Here is a 20083-nt window from a genome sequence, read left to right as displayed (position 1 = left end):
GCAAGCCACCTGTTATAAAAATTACTGGTTGAAAACCACTAGAGCCATGCCGAGGCTTGCCCGTAAAACTTGACTTGGAGTTAACTCTAAATGATAGACTATGACAGAAGGTTAAGATACAAACTGTCATTCAAATCATTAACCATAACAAGAGTTGAAGGAGAAAGGAAAACGTAAGATGGGGAAACAATTAGGTTTTGGATGTATGAGATTACCGCTTCTGGACAAGAATGACCAAACATCCGTTGATAAAGAAACGGTAAACAAACTCGTTGACACCTTTTTAGAAGAAGGATTTACTTACTTTGATACCGCATACGTCTACCATAGCTACATGAGTGAGAGCATAATGAGAGAGGCTCTTGTCAAAAGACATAAACGAGATGAGTTTGAACTTGCCACAAAGCTTCCTATGAGAGATGTAAAAACTGTGGAAGACCAGGAGAAAGTCTTTAATGAGCAATTGGAAAAATGCGGTGTGGAGTATTTCGATTATTATCTTCTCCACAATCTCGGCGTTATCACCTATAAGAAGGCCTGTGAACTTGATAGTTTCGGTTTTGGAATGACTAAAAAGAAAGAGGGTAAGATCAAAAGCCTCGGGATGTCATTCCATGATTCACCCGAATTATTGGATGAGATCTTAACGGCTCACCCCGAATTAGATTTTGTGCAGTTACAGATCAATTATATTGACTGGGAAAATCCAAGCATTCAATCAAGAAGGTGTTATGAGGTCGCTAGAAAGCATAATAAGCCGATAATCGTCATGGAGCCATGTAAAGGCGGCTCACTTGCCTTAGTACCGGAAAAAGCAGAAAAGGTAATGAAAGAATACAATCCTAAGGCTTCTGTTCCATCGTGGGCAATCCGATTTGCTGCCAGTCAGGAAGGAGTCTTTATGGTACTAAGCGGAATGAATAGTATCGAACAGGTTAGGGATAACACTTCCTATATGGCAGACTTCAAACCTTTGAACGAAGAAGAGTACAACGTTATCAATCAGGTAATCGAGACGATCAACGAAAATACAGCAATTCCTTGTACAATCTGTAGATATTGTGAAAAAGGCTGTCCGAAAAAGATTGCTATCCCGGATTATTTTGCCTTGTATAATAGTACCAAACGTGCTACGACGAATAACTTTTCGAGTCAATTTGTCTATTATTTGAATCTTGCGGCGAATCATGGCAGGGCAAGTGATTGTATTGGCTGTAAGGAATGTGAAAAAGCGTGTCCACAGCATTTGAAGATCACAGAGCATCTAAAAGATGTTTCTGCTGTCTTTGATGCACAACCTCAGTTCCCGACAAGAAAGGAATAAGGCAGCGAATCATAGATCGCTCTGAGGACCACTTCAGTATAAAATGAATTATTTAAATGCGGATATAATATGTAAAATCGCGTACCATAGATTTTATAGTTTCAGCGTCCAAAATAAGGATATTAAAGAACAATTGGAGGACCGAGGCGATAGTCTCGGTTTTTTAAAGCACACTTTAAAAAATACGTTTTCATTTTAATAACTCGGGATGGATTTATTTATTAACAAAAAAATTTTTTTATGTACATAAGGAAGACAGATATGATTAAAGAGACTAAACTAAAAAATGTTATTATTCTGACCGAATAAAAGTTATGTAAGAAAGGGGCGTCTTTTTGTTCAATTCATGCAAATTGTGCTAATCCCCAATTGGGAAAACCAGTAAGTGTCCTTGTTTCTTTACCAATCTTTCATTAAGTTGAAAGTGTAAATATTCACAAAAACATGTGAAAGTTTTAACTTGTTGAAAAATTCTAACTATTAAAAAGAGCTGGGATGATTGATTTACTAATTTTCAAAGGTTTACAAAAAAAGAAGAGAGTTACAAAAAGGTGGTAGAACACATGGCAAGCAAAGCAGGGCAAGTAAAAAAATTGTCCAGACGTTCTTTCCTCAAATTTGTTGGAGGAGCAAGTTTAACTGGTGTTACACTAAGCTTGGCGGGATGCGGCGAAGTGGCTACAGCCGATAGTGCTGCCGGTGGAAAAGGTTGGATGCCGGCTCAATACAATGCACCAGGCAGCTGGCCAACCGATGTTCGCGGCCGGGTTCCCATTGATCCGCTAAATCCATCAATTGTCCGAGACGACCAAAAGTGTATTCTTTGTGGACAATGTCTTGAAGTATGTGAGAAAGTTCAATCTGTGTTTGGTAATTATGAGCTGCCAATTAAAAATGAATTTGTTTGTGTCAATTGCGGACAGTGTACCCAATGGTGTCCTTCGGGAGCAATAACAGAACGAGATGAAACCGATAAAGTCTTTAAAGCACTTGCAGATCCGAAAGTCACAGTTGTCGTCCAGACTGCGCCTGCAACACGTATTGGTCTTGGTGAAGAATTTGGCATGCCTGTTGGAACGAATGTTCAGGGCAAACAAGTTGCGGCCTTAAGAAAATTAGGTTTTGATGTAATATTTGATACGAACTTCACTGCTGACTTGACAATTATGGAAGAGGGAACAGAACTTGTTAAACGGGTTCAAGGCGAATTGAAAAAGCCTCTGCCTCAACTTACCTCATGTTGCCCTGGTTGGGTTAAGTTTGTCGAATATTTTTATCCTGAACTTATTCCTAATTTATCATCAGCAAAGTCTCCTATGCAGATGGAAGGAACTCTGATGAAAACCTATTATGCTGAAATGAAGAAGGTAGATCCCCAAAAGATCTTTTCAGTAGCTATCATGCCTTGTACAGCTAAGAAATTTGAATGTCAGCGTCCTGAAATGGTTTCGGCCCAAAAAGAATTAAAGGACAAAAACGTTACACCTGATGTTGATGTTGTTCTAACAACCAGAGAACTTGCCAGAATGATCAAGAGAGCTGGTATCGATTTTGCTAATCTGCCTGATGGTCAGTATGATCAGCTGATGGGTACTGGCACAGGTGCAGGAGCAATCTTTGGTACCACCGGCGGTGTCATGGAAGCCGCAGCTCGTTCTGCTTATTATCTTGTGACTGGGCAACAGCCGCCTTCAGCACTTTGGGATTTAACACCTGTGAGAGGAATGCAGGGTGTAAAAGATGCGACAATCAATATTCCTGGTATCGGAAATATGAAAGTTGCTGTAATTTCCGGTTTGGCTAATGCCAGAACAGTTATGGATCAAATTAAAGCAGGTAATGCTCCGTGGGATTTCATTGAAGTAATGGCTTGTCCCGGGGGCTGCGAATATGGCGGCGGACAACCGCGTGCATCTGCTCCTCCTTCTGATGACGTTCGAAATAGACGTGCTGCTTCGTTATATCAAATTGATGCTAATGCAAAACTTCGCAACAGTTACGATAATCCTCAAATCAAGGAAGTCTATGCAGATTTCTTAACTGCTCCGATGAGCGAAAAAGCAGAAGAACTGCTGCATACCACTTATATTTCCCGGGCTTCAGAGTTTACAGCTAAAAAATCAGAGAATATGTAGGAGGTGAAAGAAGATGTCAAAAGGAATACTGGTAGATATACCAAAATGTATCGGATGTGAAAGCTGTTCGGTCGCCTGCAAATTGTGGAATGAACTGGGATGGGATCCACAGGAAAAAAACAAAACGGCTGAAGACAGAGCCAAGGAACCTAACAAAGGCTTATGGCCTGATGAATGGACGTCAATAAATCGTTATGATGTGAAGAAAAATGGCTCGCCTGTCGGACGATACGTGAAAACACAATGTTTACATTGCGTAGATCCTGCCTGTGCCTCAGCTTGTTTCTCAAAAGCATTGAAGAAGCTTCCTGAGGGACCGGTTGTTTATGATCAGAAGCTGTGCGTTGGCTGCCGTTATTGTATGATGGCCTGCCCATTTGACATATTGAGATACGAATGGAAAAAAGCTATTCCCGGAGTAAGCAAATGTCAGATGTGTCCATCACGAGTTACCAATAATCAGGAAACGGCATGCACCTCAGTGTGCCCGACAGGAGCTATTACCTTTGGGGACAGAGATCAATTACTGGCTGAAGCTAAAAAAAGAATCAAAGATAATGGTTATGTCGATCGAGTTTTTGGTGAAAAAGAAGCAGGTGGAACATCCTGGCTGTATATTTCAGACGTGCCGTTTGAACAGTTGAGATTCAGGACGGATGTAACCACCAAGTCTCTGCCTTCTTACACAGAAGGATATATGAAACTTACACCTTTTGTTGGAGGTACCTGGGCAGCTGTCTTAGCAGGATTATATATTTATAACAATAAAAATAAGGAACCTTTGGAGTAATTTGAGAAATTAAAAATGAATGGAGGGGATATTATGGATATGGTTACCACGTTCGAAAAAGAACCAGGTAAAAAACATCACAGTCTCAGATGGAGATTTAGATTAACTCCCATAAGATTAGTGTTTCTAGCCATAGCGGTCGCAGCCATAGCCGTAATCCTGGTGCGTTTTATCTTTGGCTTAGGAGCTACTACTAATCTTAATGACCAATGGCCTTGGGGGCTGTGGATTGCTTTTGATGTACTGTTAGGGGTAGCTCTGGCAGGCGGCGGATATGGAACATGCCTTATAGTATACGTTTTACGCCGGGATAAGTTTTATCCAATAGCAAGAAGTACCATGCTGACCTCATTATTAGGTTATATTGTCGTCGTACTTGGTTTGTTAATTGAAGTAGGGCAGTGGTTCAACTTCTGGAGACCCTATGTATCATGGGGACATACCAGCGTTTTGTTTGAAGTTTTCTGGTGCGTTTCCTGTTATACAGTGATTCAAATCTTAGAATTTTGTGAAGTAGCAACAGAGAAAGTTTTTAAAGGCTTACACAAATTCCTTAAAAAAGCAATGCCTGTATTGCTGATCGTTGGTATTACTTTGCCCACACTGCACCAATCATCACTGGGCGAACTGTTTTACATAATGGTTGGTAAAGAGAATCCGCTCTGGTGGTCGGTCTTACTGCCGCCGTTCTTCTTGTTATCATCATTTTTTGTCGGAGCAGGCATGATTGTTATTGAGAGCAGTCTAGCTGGGAAGGCATTTAATCACAATGTTGAAATCCCTGTTCTCAGAGGGCTGGTCAGAATTTCAGGCGGAGCAATGATCTTATATCTAATCTTAAAGATCGTGGATATGGCTGTTAAAGGTACCTTTGCCAATGCTTTTGCTTTTGATCTGCCTAGTATTATGTTCCTCACCGAGCTGATCTTTGGTGTTATAATCCCTATAATTATAGCCTTTAGTTCTTTGTCCAGTACGCGGAAAGGATTACTGTGGTTTGGTATTCTGGATGTTGCCGGAGTAATCTTGAACAGATTTGACGTCGTGTTCACGGGAATGGCAAAATATCTGAACCAACACGGCGGTCACTATTTCCCTGCTTGGACCGAGTTTATTGTCAGCTTAGGATTAGTCTCTATAGCTTGTTTAGCATATCTGTTCATCGTTGAAAACTTCAATATTATTGAACATCGTGGAACAGAAGCCGTTGAAGGTACAACGACTGAAAATGGTGATTATGCCGTCACTGCAAAATAATCGCCTTTAGCTTCAGTCAAAGTCGAACTATTGATTATACTGATATTGCTCATTTTAAGATGCAGTTAAATTAGGGGTTGCTGAACAACCCCTAATTTAATGCATAAATCATTGCAGAAAAGAGGTGTTTAAAGATGAATAATAGTCGAATAGTATTTAATTACAATAATTGTCTCAATAGTAAAAAAGCTTCGGTTAATATTTGTCGTTTGTGTATCGACTCCTGTCCTCATCAAGCTATTTCCTTATATTTTGAACTTGAGGCCAAACGCTGTACAGAATGCGGCATTTGTATGACCGTCTGTCCAAGCGATGGGTTTGTCTTCCGCAGCTTCGATAAGCTCTATGAATATATTCAAAATTCAGAGGAAATTATTTTAAACTGTCCGCAAGCAATTCCAGCGGGTCATGAAATTCCTTGTCTGGGAATTATTGACCGCGATTTATGGATGACTCTCATGATATATGCTCGAGAGAAGGAGGTGAAGATATTCACCGGAGCATGTGGTGATTGTCCCGATAAAAAAGCTTGTGGGACAAGCGTGCAAATTTTTAATGAAGTGCATACCGCCTGGAAAGACCATCCTCATCTATGGATTAAAGTCGCGCCTGATGAAATCCATAACGAGGAAATGAGTTGGCGGGACGTTGGCCGCGAGAGATTCGAAGCAATCTTTGCGAAGACCAATTCTGATGAAATGTATCTTATTCCAAAAACAAGAAAGTTCTTGGACGAAACCTGGAAATCCAGAACGTCCGAGGTTCATGCACTCCCGCTGCCGGTTATAAATGTAAGTGAAAATTGTTCAGATTGTGGGGAATGTCCAACGATTTGTCCTCAAGGAGCTTTGACGAAAAGGGAAGATGCTGAACAACTGTCTTTGATTTATGAACCCATTAAATGTGTCCGCTGTCAGCGATGTATTGATATATGTTCCTCTAAAGCATTAAGTATGGAAGTTAAATCGCTAACTTATCGTTTAATGGCAGGTAAAATTCTGATACACCATGGAAAGCGACGGTTTTGCTCCCAATGTGGCAAGCGAGTATTTGACAGCTTCGAGCCTCCTTTGTGTATCGATTGTTTGTCACAACCTGTTGCAGCGATTGATATTAGTCAGTGAGATAAATTAAGTTTCTGCGAACAGCTTTGCAGCACCAAGATACTGATTTTCATACCTGTTATACCTGAACTCCTGATAAGTCTCTTTCTTAGGAGCTTTTTTTTATCCAGTTTTTAAGGCCCTCACTTCTATAAGTGAGGGTGGGTCCTTCGTTAACTTCAGGTGGGGTAGAGTCCTCCTTCGCTGTACACAATCCCAATCCTTTTAAAATTAAGAATTAAATTTTAGGGATTTGAGATATATTTAAAGGGAAATTTAATTCTTTGTCGAAAAATATATGGTTACTGTTATATATTATATTGTAGACAGAAAGGGTGATAAACAATTGGAAAATGTCTTGGAAAAGAAATATGGTCTTTTGACCGCAATCGCAATGGTTATCGGTATTGTCATTGGCAGTGGTGTGTTCTTTAAAGCGGAAAAGATTCTCGTTGCAACGGGCGGCAACCTTCCCCTGGGAATATTGGCCTGGGTTATAGGCGGTATCATTATGGTCGTCTGCGCCTATGTTTTTGCAATTATGGCGACGCGATACGAGAAAGTAAATGGTCTTGTTGATTACGCTGAAGTTGCACTCGGGAGTAAGTATGGCTATTTTGTCGGATGGTTTATGGCAACGATCTATTATCCTACGCTTACCTCAGTTCTGGCTTGGGTTTCTGCGAGATATGCCTGTGTTCTCTTAGGCTGGAATATCACAGGTGGAGAAGCTATGTCAATTTCGGGCTTTTTTCTCATTGCAAGCTATGCTTTAAATGCTCTCTCACCAAAACTTGCCGGTAAATTCCAGGTCTCCACGACAGTTATTAAAATTATTCCTTTGGTTCTAATGGCTCTCTTTGGAACGATCGTTGGTCTTAAAAACGGAATTTTAATAAGTAATTTTACAAGTGGTCCCATCGCTAAAGTTACAACCAGCAATCCTTTATTTACCGCAGTCGTCGCCACTGCCTTCGCTTACGAAGGATGGATTATTGCGACGAGTATTAATGCCGAGCTTAAAAATGCCAAAAAGAACTTACCTATAGCCCTTACCTTTGGAACAATCTTCGTGGTCTTACTTTATATATTATATTATACGGGTCTTGCAGGCGCTGTAAGCAACAGTGTTATGATGAAAGGCGGCGAACAGGGCGCGAAATTAGCGTTCGCCACTGTTTTCTCAAACGCCGGCGGTGTTGTTCTTTTTGTTTTTGTTGTTATTTCTTGTCTCGGAACACTAAACGGTCTGATGCTAGGCTGTACACGCGGTTTATATTCTTTGGCCGCCAGAAATATGGGGCCAAAGCCTGAAGTTCTTAAAAGTATTGACCCAAATACGAATATGCCGACAAACTCTTCAATTTTTGGCCTTTTGCTAAGTGCTGCCTGGCTTCTTTATTTCTTTGGCGCAAATTTAGTGCCGGTCTCCTGGTTTGGCCCCTTTAGCTTTGATAGCTCTGAACTACCCATTGTTACGATTTATGCAATGTATATCCCGATTTTCGTCATGATGATGGCAAAGGAAAAATCCCTCGGCTTTTTTAAACGCTTCTTTATGCCGTCACTCGCAGTATTAGCTTGCATCTTTATGGTGATTGCCGCATGTTATGCTCACAGCAAGGAAATTCCCTATTATCTTATTATTTTCGCAGTAATTATGGTTATTGGAATGATTGTAAATAAGAAAGAAAAGTAATTTCATGTCAATAGTTACAACCTTTTTATTGTAATTTAAAATTGAGCGTCATTTTAACTAGTATAGGCCTTGCTTCTTAAGGAAATATATTCCTTGGAGCGAGGCTCTTGTTTTAGAAATGTCATTGTAGCTTTCTTGCAGTCAACATTGTTAACCATTTTGCAATGCTCAAAGCGTTGACAGTTATCATGAGGAGGGAGTTGTTCCTACAATAAGGAAAAAAGTTCTTATAACCCTTTATTTACCATAAAACACAAGCATTTGACTTTATAGGATTATAATTTTCGTCATGTTTTGTACAACTGAAGTATTATAATACTTACTTAGGAACAAGTTAATATAACAATGATTTAGGGGGAGAATGGTATTTTATTTTAAGCATCTCGATCTTCAGAGCATATTTCGAGTTAATTTTCTGATATAACGGCAATTAGTTGGAATATAGTGAATTAATCAAGCTGAAATAATTTATAACTGAAATAATTGATTAATTTCTGAAGAGAAAGGAACATTTCATAATGAGTTTCACAAAAACATCGAGTATTACACAAAGAATTTACTTTTTAACGTCATCAATTGTATTTGGGTTAATTGCATTTGTAATTATTATCACAAGCTATAGAACAGGAAAAATAAGACAATTGAAATATGAAAGACAGTTATACATAGTCTCTTCTATATTGGGAAGTCGATTGAATCAGTCTTATGATAATATATTACGAGAGAAAGGAGCACTGAATAAACCTGTAAAAGAACAGGTACGAGTTTTAAATACTGTACTTCAACCAATTGTGCATGATGTCTTAAAAGACTATCCGTCACTAGGTGCAGGTTTTTATTCAATAAAATTGGATCATAATCTTGCGATCGAACCGAATTTTAGCTCGGATAAGCTTATATCCATACCACATAGTCAGCCATTCTTTGTAGTTTACGAAACAGGAAAACCGATTTTAACAAAAGTAAGTTCTTCAGTGTCGTGGGGAACTCCTATTTTGAACTATACTAGTCCTGTTTTTGATAAAAATGGAATTATTATTGGTCATACGTGGGTTAATGTAAATTTACACGATATGTACGTAGAAATTATTACTAATGGTATCGAAATATTAATTGTAGGATTATTTATCATGGGAGGTATATTACTCGTATTAAGACGACTATTTACTCAATTAAGTAAAGAAGTTAGTAATTTTGCTTTCGAGGTTGTATCTGAAAAACCTAATTTGGATCTTCAATTGCTGCCTGAGTTACATCCAGTCTATTCTAAAATAAAAGAATATGTTAATGAAAAACAGTCGATTCTAGATAGCATGACAGATTGTTTTTTCGCGATTAATGAAAATTGGCAAATTTCATTTGTAAATTCAGCTGCCGAAAGTATTTTCGGTAGATCACGTAATGAGTTGTTGGGTAAGAAGTTAACCGAGGTATTTGAGGTTAATCAAATAGCCATGGAGAATTATCAACATGTGATGATACAAAAAGAGACTGTTCATTTTGAGGTAATTTCTGAAAACTTGGGCAATAAGTGGTTAGAGATAAGTGCATACCCGGTACAACACGGACTAACATGTTATTTTCGGGATATTACCAGCCGTAAGGTTGGGGAAAAGGAAATTGCCAGACTAGACCGTTTAAACCTTGTTGGTCAAATGGCAGCAGGAATTGGACATGAGATTAGAAACCCGATGACGACTGTTAGGGGTTATCTGCAATTATTAGAAGAAAAACCAGAATATAGTTCTCAAAAACAAATCTTTGAGTTAATGATTTCAGAACTTGATCGAGCTAATTCAATAATATCTGAATTTCTATCACTTGCCAGAACAAAACAGACTAAACTAGAGCTTCAGAATCTAAACGATGTTCTTTTTAGTTTGTATCCTTTATTAGAAGCCGATACATTTAATCAGAATAAACAAATTGAATATATCCCAGGCGATATTCCAAATCTGTTACTTAATAAGAAGGAAATTACACAGATGGTTCTAAATCTAGTACGTAATGGCCTTGAAGCAATGAAAGATCGAGGGAGGTTGAAGATTAGGACGTTTTTAAAAGGGAATCAAGTTGTATTTACTGTCGAAGATGAGGGAAGCGGTATTCCCAAAGACGATTTAACTAAGGTGGGAACTCCTTTCTTCACGACCAAGGAACATGGTACAGGACTTGGATTAGCAACATGTTTTAAAATAGCCGAAACCCATAAAGCTAAAATAGATATTGATACTGGGCCACAAGGTACGAAATTTATTATATCTTTTTCCGTACCAACTGAGACAAGAGGACTAGATCAAAGCGTCGTATAACAGAAGTCAGGAAAAATGAGCAGCAGGCTATCATCTTTTACGGATGATAGCCTGCTCTGTATTTCTAGAAGATAACGCCTAAAGCAATTAGAATTAACGTTGCTATAGCGATAATTCCTACACCTAGACAGTGGCCAACACCATAGCCTGCGGCTGGAGCGCAGCATGCTCCGCCAACACCGTAACCACTCATACCATATCCACCCATACCATATCCGTACATTATTTTATCTCCTTTCAGAATTAAAATACGATACCCATTGCTATAAGCAGAAGAATAATTACAACAACGATAGCAATTCCTGCACCAAATCCTGTTCCACAACCACCAGCAAAACCTGTTCCTAATGCCATTATTATTTCCTCCTTTACCAGTTATACCATAAGATATAATGCTCTTGGAAAAAATGGGAATTGTCTACTAATAAATAATACAATCGGTTTTAAAATAAAGTCCTCTACAGTGTTCTTTGATACTACGTTAGTTGTGATGGTAAAAAGATGTCGTCTTCACGACAATAATAATGTCGTGAAGCTAACATCTTTTTGGTCACATGTCAGACATATGGGGGTATAATATCTTGTTATAATATACACAAGCTTAAGATATTACAAAAGGAGGTTGATGCTCGGGTAGATGTATAGGATTTTAACTAGTCTGCGAAGTTTAGGGGAAGAGCAAATTTGTCCTAAAAAGTGAGGTGTTTTTATGTTGGCTGGGTTTGGAATTATTGATAAAGTATTACACCCTCACCGTAAAAAACAAGATAAACTAATGGCCAGGATGGTAGAATACCGAGAATTAGCTTCTTTAGCTTATGAACATGATAACAAGGACATGTACACGCTGCTGCAAAGGGAACTAAACGAGATGTTCTGTGAATACTTGGCTTGGTCTTTTCTTGACGGCATTGGTGTTCTGATCCCCCACTTCTTTATCATGGGATTCATAAGTTTATGGCTGCCGTACTTTACGTTGCCCTTTGCTTTACCCGTGATCGGCAATCAGGTCTCTGTGATTGTCTGGTATCCGTTAGTAATGATTGCTTACTATGTTGGTCGCCGGTTGCTGCGCAAGTTTTCCGGCAGTGTTCAGGCTCATCCTGTAACTCGATAAGCAGGATAAGAATTTTTGGAGGTGCAAAGAAATGTTCTTTCATATTGCGGGTGTTACAGTAAACCCTATCGTCGTTATTATCTGGATGGCATTTGTCGGATTCGTATTTTCGACCATTGGAGCAGCTGGCGGGATTTTGGCCGGTGTAGGACACATAACTATCTTTGGAATGAAAAAAGCTAATGTAATTAAACCTATGAACCAGATTCTCACGTTGGTTAGCCCAATCATCTCTACGCCATTATATTTGCGTGAAAGACGCCTCGTAATTCCCGCAGCTGTAAGTTTAGGAGTGGGCGGTATCATCGGAGCATTGCTTGGTTCTTGGCTTTCCCACACTTATCTAAAGGAAATGGCCTCTTATCAGCCGGTCTTTGGTTTGATCACCTTCGTTATTGCTGGCCGTATGTGGTATGAAATGACTCCAAAATTCCGAGAAAAACAACAAAAAGTAAAAAAGGCAACTAAAGCATTTGAAGCAAAAGTTAAAGAGCTGAAAGCCGCCGGAAAAATGAGTGAGATTAAGGAAATTGGCGTTAACTTCAGCGAAATGGGCATCAACAACACCTTTACCTTCGCCGGAGAAACTTTCCGTTATAATACCATCGCTCCTTTCCTGGCCGGAGTTTTTGTTGCCATTATCTCAGCAGCACTCGGCGTTGGTGGCGGATTCCTTCTCGTACCATTCCTGAGCAGTGCACTTGGTTTCCCAATGTTCATCGTTGCAGGTACTTCGACCATGTCCATCGTAATTTCCTCTCTGACTAGTATTAGTAACTATCTTCGTATGGGAAGCAAACTAGATTTGCCGATGGTTGGCTTTGAATTAATCGGTATCCTGGTTGGATCTTACCTCGGACCTATTCTTTCAAAGTATATCAAAGGTATATACCTTAAAGGCTTTTTGGCTGTAGTACTCACATACATCGGTATTGGTTATGTATTTGGCCCAACGATCCTGCACACTTTTGGGTTTAGAATTATCTAATCTTACCCCAGTAAACCAAGAAGGTTATATAATTAGAGAAGATTATAATATGTTTGAGAAGTTTCTGCTTCTAGTTTGAAAGGAGAAGATTAAATTGTCGAATACCAATACAGATATGACCTATGCGGAAGCTCAGGAATTGTTTGAACGCCTGTTAAAACTTGATTATCATCCAGTGGCGATTAAGTTTTTTAAATCCGAAGAGGAAGCCAATAAATATCCTGCTGAGAAAAAGGCAGCTGCCAAAATGACATTCTGTCAGTTTACAGCGGCTTCCCGTATGGCCAATTACGTTTTAAAAGGTAATAACAACAATATTTTATGTGAAAATTGTCTGACCAGTTTTGGTTATACAGCTCCATCTGATGAAGAAGCTAAAGGTCATTTCAAATATGTCGTTGACGATGAATATGCCAAAGAAGTAATGCTCAGTAAGCCACGTATGCCGATGGGGGAAGTAAAGGAATTTATGACTGCTCCGCTGGCCAAAACCCCGGTTGAACCTGATGTCGTTATGTTTGTCTGCAATCCGCTGCAAGCTTATCATATTCTGAATGATTTCGTTGGCGCTTTTCATGTACATCCGCTTCAATTCAATTATACCGTTAATTCCGCTGTTTGCGGAGGTTCTGTATGGTCCTATCTTAATCACAAACCTAATATGAATACGATGTGTTCCGGAAGTTATACTTCTGGAAAAACGGAAAAAGGGGAAGTCAATGTTTTTATCCCAGGCGACCAAATACTTGATGTAGCACGTCAATTAGCCCATCGCACGGAAGTCATGGGCGGCGCATCCTTCCCTTATAACGGTAATGAATGGCCCGGACTAGATGCTTGCAAAAAATGTCCGATGATACGCTTTAAAGACGTAGAATAGGATAACGCCAAAAGATATTAAGGGAATTATTACAATTTCAAAAGAGACTTAGATAGTTAATTAATAGTTTATCGCTAGCAATGTAGGCCGTGAAGAAAAATTTCTTTGCGGCCTTATTAAAAATATTAAATATTGTAGTCAGATTATAATGTAAGGGGCTCTGGACGTATCAGGAGATATTCGTTTTCAAAATTAGATTATATTATTTTAGCACTTAGTATTAGCCGTATCAGAAAAAATTTAAGGGTGTAAATCGGCAAAACCAGTCGATTTACACCCTTCATGATTATTTTGACCATTTATCCAATCGCAAGACCACTTCTACAAGTGGGAGTGGTTCCCATCCCCTGCTTCGGTGGGGGTAGAGTCCCACCGAAGCCCCGATGTTTAGCTTTAGCTGAACGAGGTCACTGGTTACCTATCATAATCGTTTACTTAGAATAATAGTTGATTAAGCATCCGCTAAGAATGATTTCTCTTTCCTCTTTGGTTAGATTGGTCAACATCAATTCTATAGCGCGATTTCCTTGGGGGCTGATAACTTGAACAGGGAAAATTTCATCTCCGTTCATTAACTTTTCTTTGACATTGGGGATGAAGATGAGATCGTCAACTCCAAAACCAATTTGATCAGGATTACGCAGTGTAAAAGGCAGTATGCCCCAGTTGATTAAGTTACTGCGATAACGCTTAGTGGCATATTCTTCAGCAATATTGGCCCAACCGCCTAAAACCTTCTGGCAAGAAGCGGCTTGTTCTCTGGCCGAACCATCTCCAGGTTTTACCGCGAAAATGGTTGTACCAATTCCTGTTTCTTTAAGAACTTCCTCCGCTTTTTCTAAAGGAAGGCTTGTTAAGAAAGCACAAAGTTCTTTTAATGAAGGGGAAAGAAGTGAGGTATCATTGGAGACATAGTTTTGACGTTCCAACTCAACTTTTTGAACCCCTTTAGCTCTTTCAACATATTGGGGGTCTTTTCGCGATAACGTGAATTCGGCAAGTTTCAGCGGATTTGAACGATAGGAGGACGTCTCGCCGGATGGAATTAGCTCATCAGTCGTTGTGACCGGATCGTTAATCACACAAGCCACCTTTAACAGCAGATTCTTCGGCAGGGCGATCATCTTTGGCCACTCAGCAATATTGGGCCCGAATTTTAATCCTTTTTCCGGCTGCGGTTGACTGAATCCGTTATAGACCCTATTAGCGTAAATTTTACGGTCGAAGCTATAAGGCAAATTGGCTGGGGCAAAATCAAGGTCAGTCGCAGGTGTTAAATATCCTCCGTTAACAGCTGTTGCAGCAATAGACCGGGCATCCATCAGGGCAACTGAGGAAAGCTGTCCATCACCGGGTTTTGATCCTTCACGATTGGGGAAGTTACGAGTTGCATGTCTTATACTAAGATTACCGTTAGCCGGTACGTCACCCGCGCCAAAACATGGTCCGCAAAAGGCGGTTTTTATAATAGCTCCGGCAGTCATTAATTTGGCCATCGTTCCGTTTTTGACCAATTCAAGATAGATTGGCTGGCTTGCCGGATAGACACTTAAGGACAAGCTGTCATTTCCTAAAGAATGATTTTCCACGATTGAGGCAACGTCAACAAGGTTTTCATAAGAACCGCCTGCACATCCGGCAACAATGGCTTGGTCAACTTTTAATCTGCCGTTGTCAATATTCTTCGTCAGGTTAAACTGTAATGACGGGTTATCGATTTGTTTCTGGCCTTCTTCTTCAACAACTCGTAAGATATCAGAGAGGTTTTGGTTTAATTCAGCGATGCTATACACATTACTTGGATGAAATGGCAAAGCTATCATGGGGACGACTTTGTCCAGATCGACAATAATTGCTCCGTCGTAGTAAGCTATTTCTCCCGGTTCCAGCTTAGCATAAGATTCGGCACGTCCATGGATGGCAAAGTATTCTTTGACCTTGTCATCTGTAGTCCAAATTGAACTTAAGCAAGCAGTTTCTGTTGTCATAACATCAATGCCGTTTCTGAAATCCATCGATAAATTCTCAATCCCCGGACCAACAAATTCCAGGACCTTATTTTTGACGAAACCACGCTTAAATACGGCACCGATAATAGCAAGGGCAATATCCTGCGGGCCTACACCCGGTCTGGGTTTGCCTTTCATATATACAGCAATAATTTCAGGATAAGTTAGATCATAGGTTTTTTCTAAGATCTGTTTAACTAATTCCGGGCCGCCTTCACCAATCCCCATCGTCCCCAGGGCACCATATCTAGTGTGACTGTCTGATCCGAGAATCATAGTTCCGCAGCGGGTCATTGTTTCTCTTACATATTGATGAATGACGGCCTGATGAGCGGGAACATAGATGCCGCCATATTTTTGGGCCGCTGATAGCCCGAAAACATGATCGTCCTCATTAATCGTTCCCCCAACTGCACACAGGCTGTTATGGCAATTGGTTAAAGCATATGGTATCGGAAACTTTGTTAGTCCGCTGGCACGAGCGGTCTGAATGATTCCTACATAGGTAATATCATGTGAAGCCAGAGCGTCGAAGCGAATTTTTATCGTTTTATTGTCACCAGAAGTGTTGTGTTGTGAAAGTATTTTATACGCGATAGTATTTTTACGAGCACTTTGAGGTTCCAAGTTTCGATCAGCTATAGCGGCATTTTCTTTTTCTAACAAATCTTTTCCTTTTAAAAGATATGTTCCATGGTTAATAATACGAATCATAAATCCTCCTAAGAATAAAAAGTATAGACTTTCGGTAGTCTCGAGTTAAATAACATGAGGCAGATTGAAACATCAATCTTAAATCTTTGAATTATTTCGAATCACGTTAAAAATCGATCTAGAAATACACTTAATAAAGAGTCGCAAAGATTAACTTCTTTGTATCACCTCAATAGTCCATTCTAGTTTTTCTTTCTGATTATATCATTTATTTTACTAAACCTAAGTAGTGCTAAGAGAATTATACAGTATTATTTTGCTAGCTTAAAATTGAGTAATTTGTTTAAACTTTGCTTTGGCATTTTTAAAGTTTAAAGATAATATTGGGGGAGCCACTCTCACTTACAAGAAGTGGGAGTCTTACGATTGAATAAAAAAATCCAGATATAATATCCGGATTAATAAGGCATTAGTATTTTTTCCTTGGATAGACGTCTAGGCACTTTGAAATTGAAACCTTAGTAGTAGAGGCATGGAGTTATCTTAAGCTATTATTTACATAAATTAATTTGTAGTGTAAAATACACTATACTGTAAAAAACATTAATGTAAAGAGAGATGCTGATCGATGAGCAAAAAAGAGTATGCCCCACGGCATGCCCCGGCGTTTATCTTGCTTTTTTTAGCTAGAAAATCAGATTATGGAGGATCTCTTCTGGCTGCTATGAAACGAGAAATGCCACATTTTTTAGGAGACAGATAGTTATAAATTTATTGGGGCTATATTTAATGAATGAAACGAGAAATGCCACATTTTTTAGGAGACAGTGCCATGATTTACCGTACTTTACGTGCCCTTGAAGGTGAAGGATGCATTGAATCACGCTGGGATGTTCATGACGCTGGTCAGCCGAAGAGGTTTTATTTCATTACAGTTAAAGGATGGGAACGACTCGAAGATTATTTTAAAGACATAAAAATGCGCATGGACAATTTTCAGTTTTTTTTCGAGGCATATCAAACTCTTCTTCAGAACACCGATTCTGCAGATGAGTAATATGGGACAGATCTAGAGAGGAGAAATTCATATGGAGGAGAAGAGATCAGTTACTTCAAGTCATTCTATTGGGAGGACACTCGTTTTTACTGTTAGTCATATGATTAATGACACTTACCCCAATCTATATCCGGTGTTATTGCCGGCTTTGATGGCCCAGCTTAGTTTTAATACCGCTGCAGCAGGTCTGATCAGCACTGTTTCTGCGCTAAGTGCCCAACTGCTTCAACCGTTGATGGGGTATTGGGCGGACCGATCCGGCGGCAGAAAATTTGTCGTTGGGGGACTTGCCTTAGGGAGTACTTTGGCTGCATTTGCCTTTGGATGGGCTCCATCTTATGTTATGCTGCTTATCTTATTGCTTATCAGTGGCCTGGGCAATGCAGCGTTTCATCCGCATGCATCCGCTCTCGTAAGTGATATCACCGGCAAACGTAAAGGATTCGGAATGAGTCTGTTCATGATCGGGGGGAATTTTGGCCGTGCTATTGCTCCATTTTTAGCAAGTACAGCTTTCCTTCTGGGAGGCCGGCGCGGACTTTTCTTTGTTGCAGTTCCTGGTCTGCTTATGGCATTAGTCATGTTTTGGGCAATGTCACCGCCTCCAGCACCTAAGCCGCGCCAAGGTAAGGTTTTAACTCCGGAATTTAAGCTTGGTTTGCACAAGGCCGGCAGTCTCCTGGTGGTTGTTGCCCTGCGCAACATGACCTCATTGACGACCTTAACCCTAGTTCCTATACTTTGGCACTCTTTAGGCTATAAGCTTACAGATACAGCCACACTCCTATCACTATTATTTATGGCCGGAAGCTTCGGAAATGTCGCTGGGGGGGCATTATCGGATATTATAGGTCCTAAACCGGTATTAATTGCCTCGGCGCTCCTTTCCTGTCTTTGGCTGTTGCTGTTCTTAAATGTGCATACTTTGTTTCTCTCCTTTGTCTTAGTGGCGCTTCTGGGTGCCTCACTATATTCTACCAGTTCAGTGGTTATGGTTTTTGGTCAAGCCCTTTTTCCAGAAAATAAAGGTATGGCTTCAGGATTAACTTTGGGGATCGGAAATACATTAGGAACTTTTGGGGTGGCCCTGATGGGTTTAATAGCCGACCATTATTCAGCAACCATCGGCCTTTATGTTTCCGCTTTTGCTGTCCTTCTCAGTATTCCCTTTGTGATTCGTTTAAAGACTAATTTTAATGCTGAGTGATTAAGATTACAGGTTTTTCACTAGTTTTTCTACCAAAGGATAGAGCTGTTTATCTTCATGATTAAGGCGAATTCTTAAGCGGGAGATTATGGAACGCGTTTCATTAATAAACTGGGTAATGTTCTCTCTGATATGAGCACTCGAAATATAGTTTGCCTTGTAGTTTACAAAGGATAAAGCAATATCTGCCATTTCTTCATTAAACAAATTTACAGTTGTTTTTAGACGCACATCTTCTGAAGCTTTTAAGGAGGGGTAAAGATAATCATCTTCCGACTTAAGATGGATCGACAGCTTTCCTGCCAGTGTCCCAATTTTTAGAGATATTTCAAACGATTTAGCGGCTACGTCCTGAAGCAATAGATTTTCAATTTCATTAATTAACTGAGTTATTTCGTGATGTTGTCTCTTGAGATTATCGAGGTTCATAGCTAATGCACTCCTTTATATGTAAATTGTTTAATTCACTGTTATGTATTCGACTGACCTATTTCAGGCCTATATCTATAGAAAGCTTATAAAACTGATTTATAGATATATCCAACTCCTGACTTAATTCATTACTTTCACCTCGATAGTAACTATAACTTGTCAAGGGAAAATAAACTGTGACTGGAATCTCTGAGCTAAGTGATATACATCATTAGTATCTGTGATTCATATCACGAAAGAGGGGTGAAATCTGGAGTGGGGGTAAATAGCCAAAGGCGTTCTCGCTAAACTACTGAGTGAAGTGAGAACGCCTTTATCCAGTTTTTAAGGCCCCCACTTCTTGTAAGTGGGGGGGTGGTCCTTCGAGTTCACGGCCTGATGCGGATATGTTGAAGTTTATTTACCTTTCGGAGCGTGACGAGAAATTTGCCTATGACTGCGATAAATAATATAGCTGCGTTTGAAATATTCTATAGGGACGCTCCAGACATGGACCAAACGAGTAAATGGCCATAATCCAAAAAGAGCGAAGCCTAAGATGATATGGAGCCGGAAGAAAAGAGGCACTGTTTTCATAAGCGATGGGTCTGGGGCAAAGACCAGCAGCCCTCGCAACCAAGGAGCCACCGTTTCGCGATAGTTAAAGTCGCTTTTGGCTAAAAGATTGAAGCCTAAGGTGTTGTAAACTCCCATCGCGATAATCAGCAACAAAAGAATCGCCACTATAAGGTCGGTAAAACTACTGGTTAGGCGTACGCGCTTAACGGTCAAACGGCGAAGAGAAAGGAGAACAATACCTATAAGAGTAATTACCCCGGCTGCGCCGCCGGTGGTAATAGCACTGGCATGAAAGATCTTTTCCGAAATACCTATACTGTCCGTAAATGTTTTAGGGATTAATAAGCCGGCAACATGTCCGCCGAAAACCAGTAATACTCCGACATGAAATAAGATGCTGCCCCACTTAAGGTAGTTCTTTTCTAAAAACTCACTTGATTTTGCAGTCCACCCTAATTGATCGGTATTATAACGATATATATGTCCCGAAACGAAAAGAGCTAACATCAGGTAAGGAAAAATAACCCACCAAAATTGATTCCACAAGTCAATACACCTCCT

Annotated in this window: 17 protein-coding genes; 13 read left to right on the top strand and 4 right to left on the bottom strand. The window is 39.9% G+C overall.

Annotation, left to right across the window (positions count from 1 at the left end; translation table 11 throughout):
- The first annotated feature begins 178 nt into the window (after positions 1-178).
- From DEAC_RS15840 to DEAC_RS22335, 7 genes are all read left to right on the top strand, one after another.
- Positions 179-1324 (top strand): aldo/keto reductase, encoded by a 1146-nt coding sequence (locus tag DEAC_RS15840; RefSeq protein WP_047811040.1) that lies wholly within the window; start codon positions 179-181, stop codon positions 1322-1324.
- Between the two features lie 563 nt (positions 1325-1887).
- Positions 1888-3459 carry a [FeFe] hydrogenase, group A gene (locus DEAC_RS15835; RefSeq protein WP_047811039.1) on the top strand — a complete coding sequence of 524 codons (1572 nt, stop codon included), beginning with the start codon at positions 1888-1890 and terminating at the stop codon, positions 3457-3459.
- 13 nt (positions 3460-3472) lie between these two features.
- Positions 3473-4249, top strand: coding sequence for a 4Fe-4S dicluster domain-containing protein (locus DEAC_RS15830; protein WP_047811038.1), 777 nt, complete (start codon positions 3473-3475; stop codon positions 4247-4249).
- Between the two features lie 33 nt (positions 4250-4282).
- Positions 4283-5506: an NrfD/PsrC family molybdoenzyme membrane anchor subunit gene (nrfD, locus tag DEAC_RS15825; RefSeq protein ID WP_047811037.1), complete on the top strand. Its 1224-nt coding sequence runs from the start codon at positions 4283-4285 to the stop codon at positions 5504-5506.
- A gap of 134 nt (positions 5507-5640) precedes the next feature.
- Positions 5641-6630 (top strand): 4Fe-4S dicluster domain-containing protein, encoded by a 990-nt coding sequence (locus tag DEAC_RS15820; RefSeq protein WP_047811036.1) that lies wholly within the window; start codon positions 5641-5643, stop codon positions 6628-6630.
- Between the two features lie 325 nt (positions 6631-6955).
- A complete protein-coding gene (locus DEAC_RS15815) occupies positions 6956-8308 on the top strand; it encodes an APC family permease (protein ID WP_047811080.1) in 1353 nt (450 codons plus the stop codon).
- 518 nt (positions 8309-8826) lie between these two features.
- Complete coding sequence (locus DEAC_RS22335) at positions 8827-10620, top strand: two-component system sensor histidine kinase NtrB (RefSeq protein WP_083996221.1); 1794 nt, start codon at positions 8827-8829, stop codon at positions 10618-10620.
- 64 nt (positions 10621-10684) lie between these two features.
- Here the strand turns inward: DEAC_RS22335 and DEAC_RS23940 are convergent, their stop codons facing one another.
- The gene (locus tag DEAC_RS23940; protein ID WP_200903149.1) at positions 10685-10843 is read right to left on the bottom strand and encodes a hypothetical protein; all 159 of its coding nucleotides are present in this window, start codon (positions 10841-10843) and stop codon (positions 10685-10687) included.
- 486 nt (positions 10844-11329) lie between these two features.
- On the opposite strand from DEAC_RS23940, the gene DEAC_RS15800 reads away from it, so the two are divergent.
- The 3 genes from DEAC_RS15800 (at position 11330) to DEAC_RS15790 (ending at position 13605) form a co-directional block, all read left to right on the top strand.
- Positions 11330-11737 carry a hypothetical protein gene (locus DEAC_RS15800; RefSeq protein WP_047811034.1) on the top strand — a complete coding sequence of 136 codons (408 nt, stop codon included), beginning with the start codon at positions 11330-11332 and terminating at the stop codon, positions 11735-11737.
- 31 nt (positions 11738-11768) lie between these two features.
- Positions 11769-12725, top strand: a complete 957-nt coding sequence (locus DEAC_RS15795) for a sulfite exporter TauE/SafE family protein (protein WP_047811033.1) — start codon at positions 11769-11771, stop codon at positions 12723-12725.
- A 94-nt stretch (positions 12726-12819) separates the two neighbouring features.
- Positions 12820-13605, top strand: a complete 786-nt coding sequence (locus DEAC_RS15790) for a DUF169 domain-containing protein (protein ID WP_242847180.1) — start codon at positions 12820-12822, stop codon at positions 13603-13605.
- Between the two features lie 431 nt (positions 13606-14036).
- Here DEAC_RS15790 and DEAC_RS15785 read toward each other — a convergent pair whose 3' ends face one another.
- Entirely contained in the window at positions 14037-16328 is a 2292-nt protein-coding gene (locus DEAC_RS15785; RefSeq protein ID WP_047811032.1) for a hydratase, read from the bottom strand.
- A gap of 568 nt (positions 16329-16896) precedes the next feature.
- Between DEAC_RS15785 and DEAC_RS24600 the strand changes: the two genes are divergently transcribed.
- The 3 genes from DEAC_RS24600 to DEAC_RS15775 all read left to right on the top strand — a co-directional run bounded on the left by DEAC_RS24600 (position 16897) and on the right by DEAC_RS15775 (position 18532).
- A complete protein-coding gene (locus DEAC_RS24600; RefSeq protein WP_282434459.1) occupies positions 16897-17031 on the top strand; it encodes a hypothetical protein in 135 nt (44 codons plus the stop codon).
- A 69-nt stretch (positions 17032-17100) separates the two neighbouring features.
- Positions 17101-17325 (top strand): PadR family transcriptional regulator, encoded by a 225-nt coding sequence (locus DEAC_RS15780; protein WP_053006473.1) that lies wholly within the window; start codon positions 17101-17103, stop codon positions 17323-17325.
- A gap of 31 nt (positions 17326-17356) precedes the next feature.
- Positions 17357-18532 (top strand): MFS transporter, encoded by a 1176-nt coding sequence (locus DEAC_RS15775; RefSeq protein WP_047811031.1) that lies wholly within the window; start codon positions 17357-17359, stop codon positions 18530-18532.
- A gap of 6 nt (positions 18533-18538) precedes the next feature.
- Here DEAC_RS15775 and DEAC_RS15770 read toward each other — a convergent pair whose 3' ends face one another.
- Positions 18539-18961: a hemerythrin domain-containing protein gene (locus DEAC_RS15770; RefSeq protein ID WP_047811030.1), complete on the bottom strand. Its 423-nt coding sequence runs from the start codon at positions 18959-18961 to the stop codon at positions 18539-18541.
- 399 nt (positions 18962-19360) lie between these two features.
- Positions 19361-20068, bottom strand: a complete 708-nt coding sequence (gene narI, locus DEAC_RS15765; RefSeq protein WP_047811029.1) for a respiratory nitrate reductase subunit gamma — start codon at positions 20066-20068, stop codon at positions 19361-19363.
- Positions 20069-20083 lie beyond the last annotated feature (15 nt).

This window comes from Desulfosporosinus acididurans (genome assembly GCF_001029285.1).
Lineage (GTDB): Bacteria > Bacillota > Desulfitobacteriia > Desulfitobacteriales > Desulfitobacteriaceae > Desulfosporosinus > Desulfosporosinus acididurans.
The sequence above is the reverse complement of the archived record's forward strand: the minus strand, read 5'-3'. Positions and strand labels throughout refer to the sequence as shown.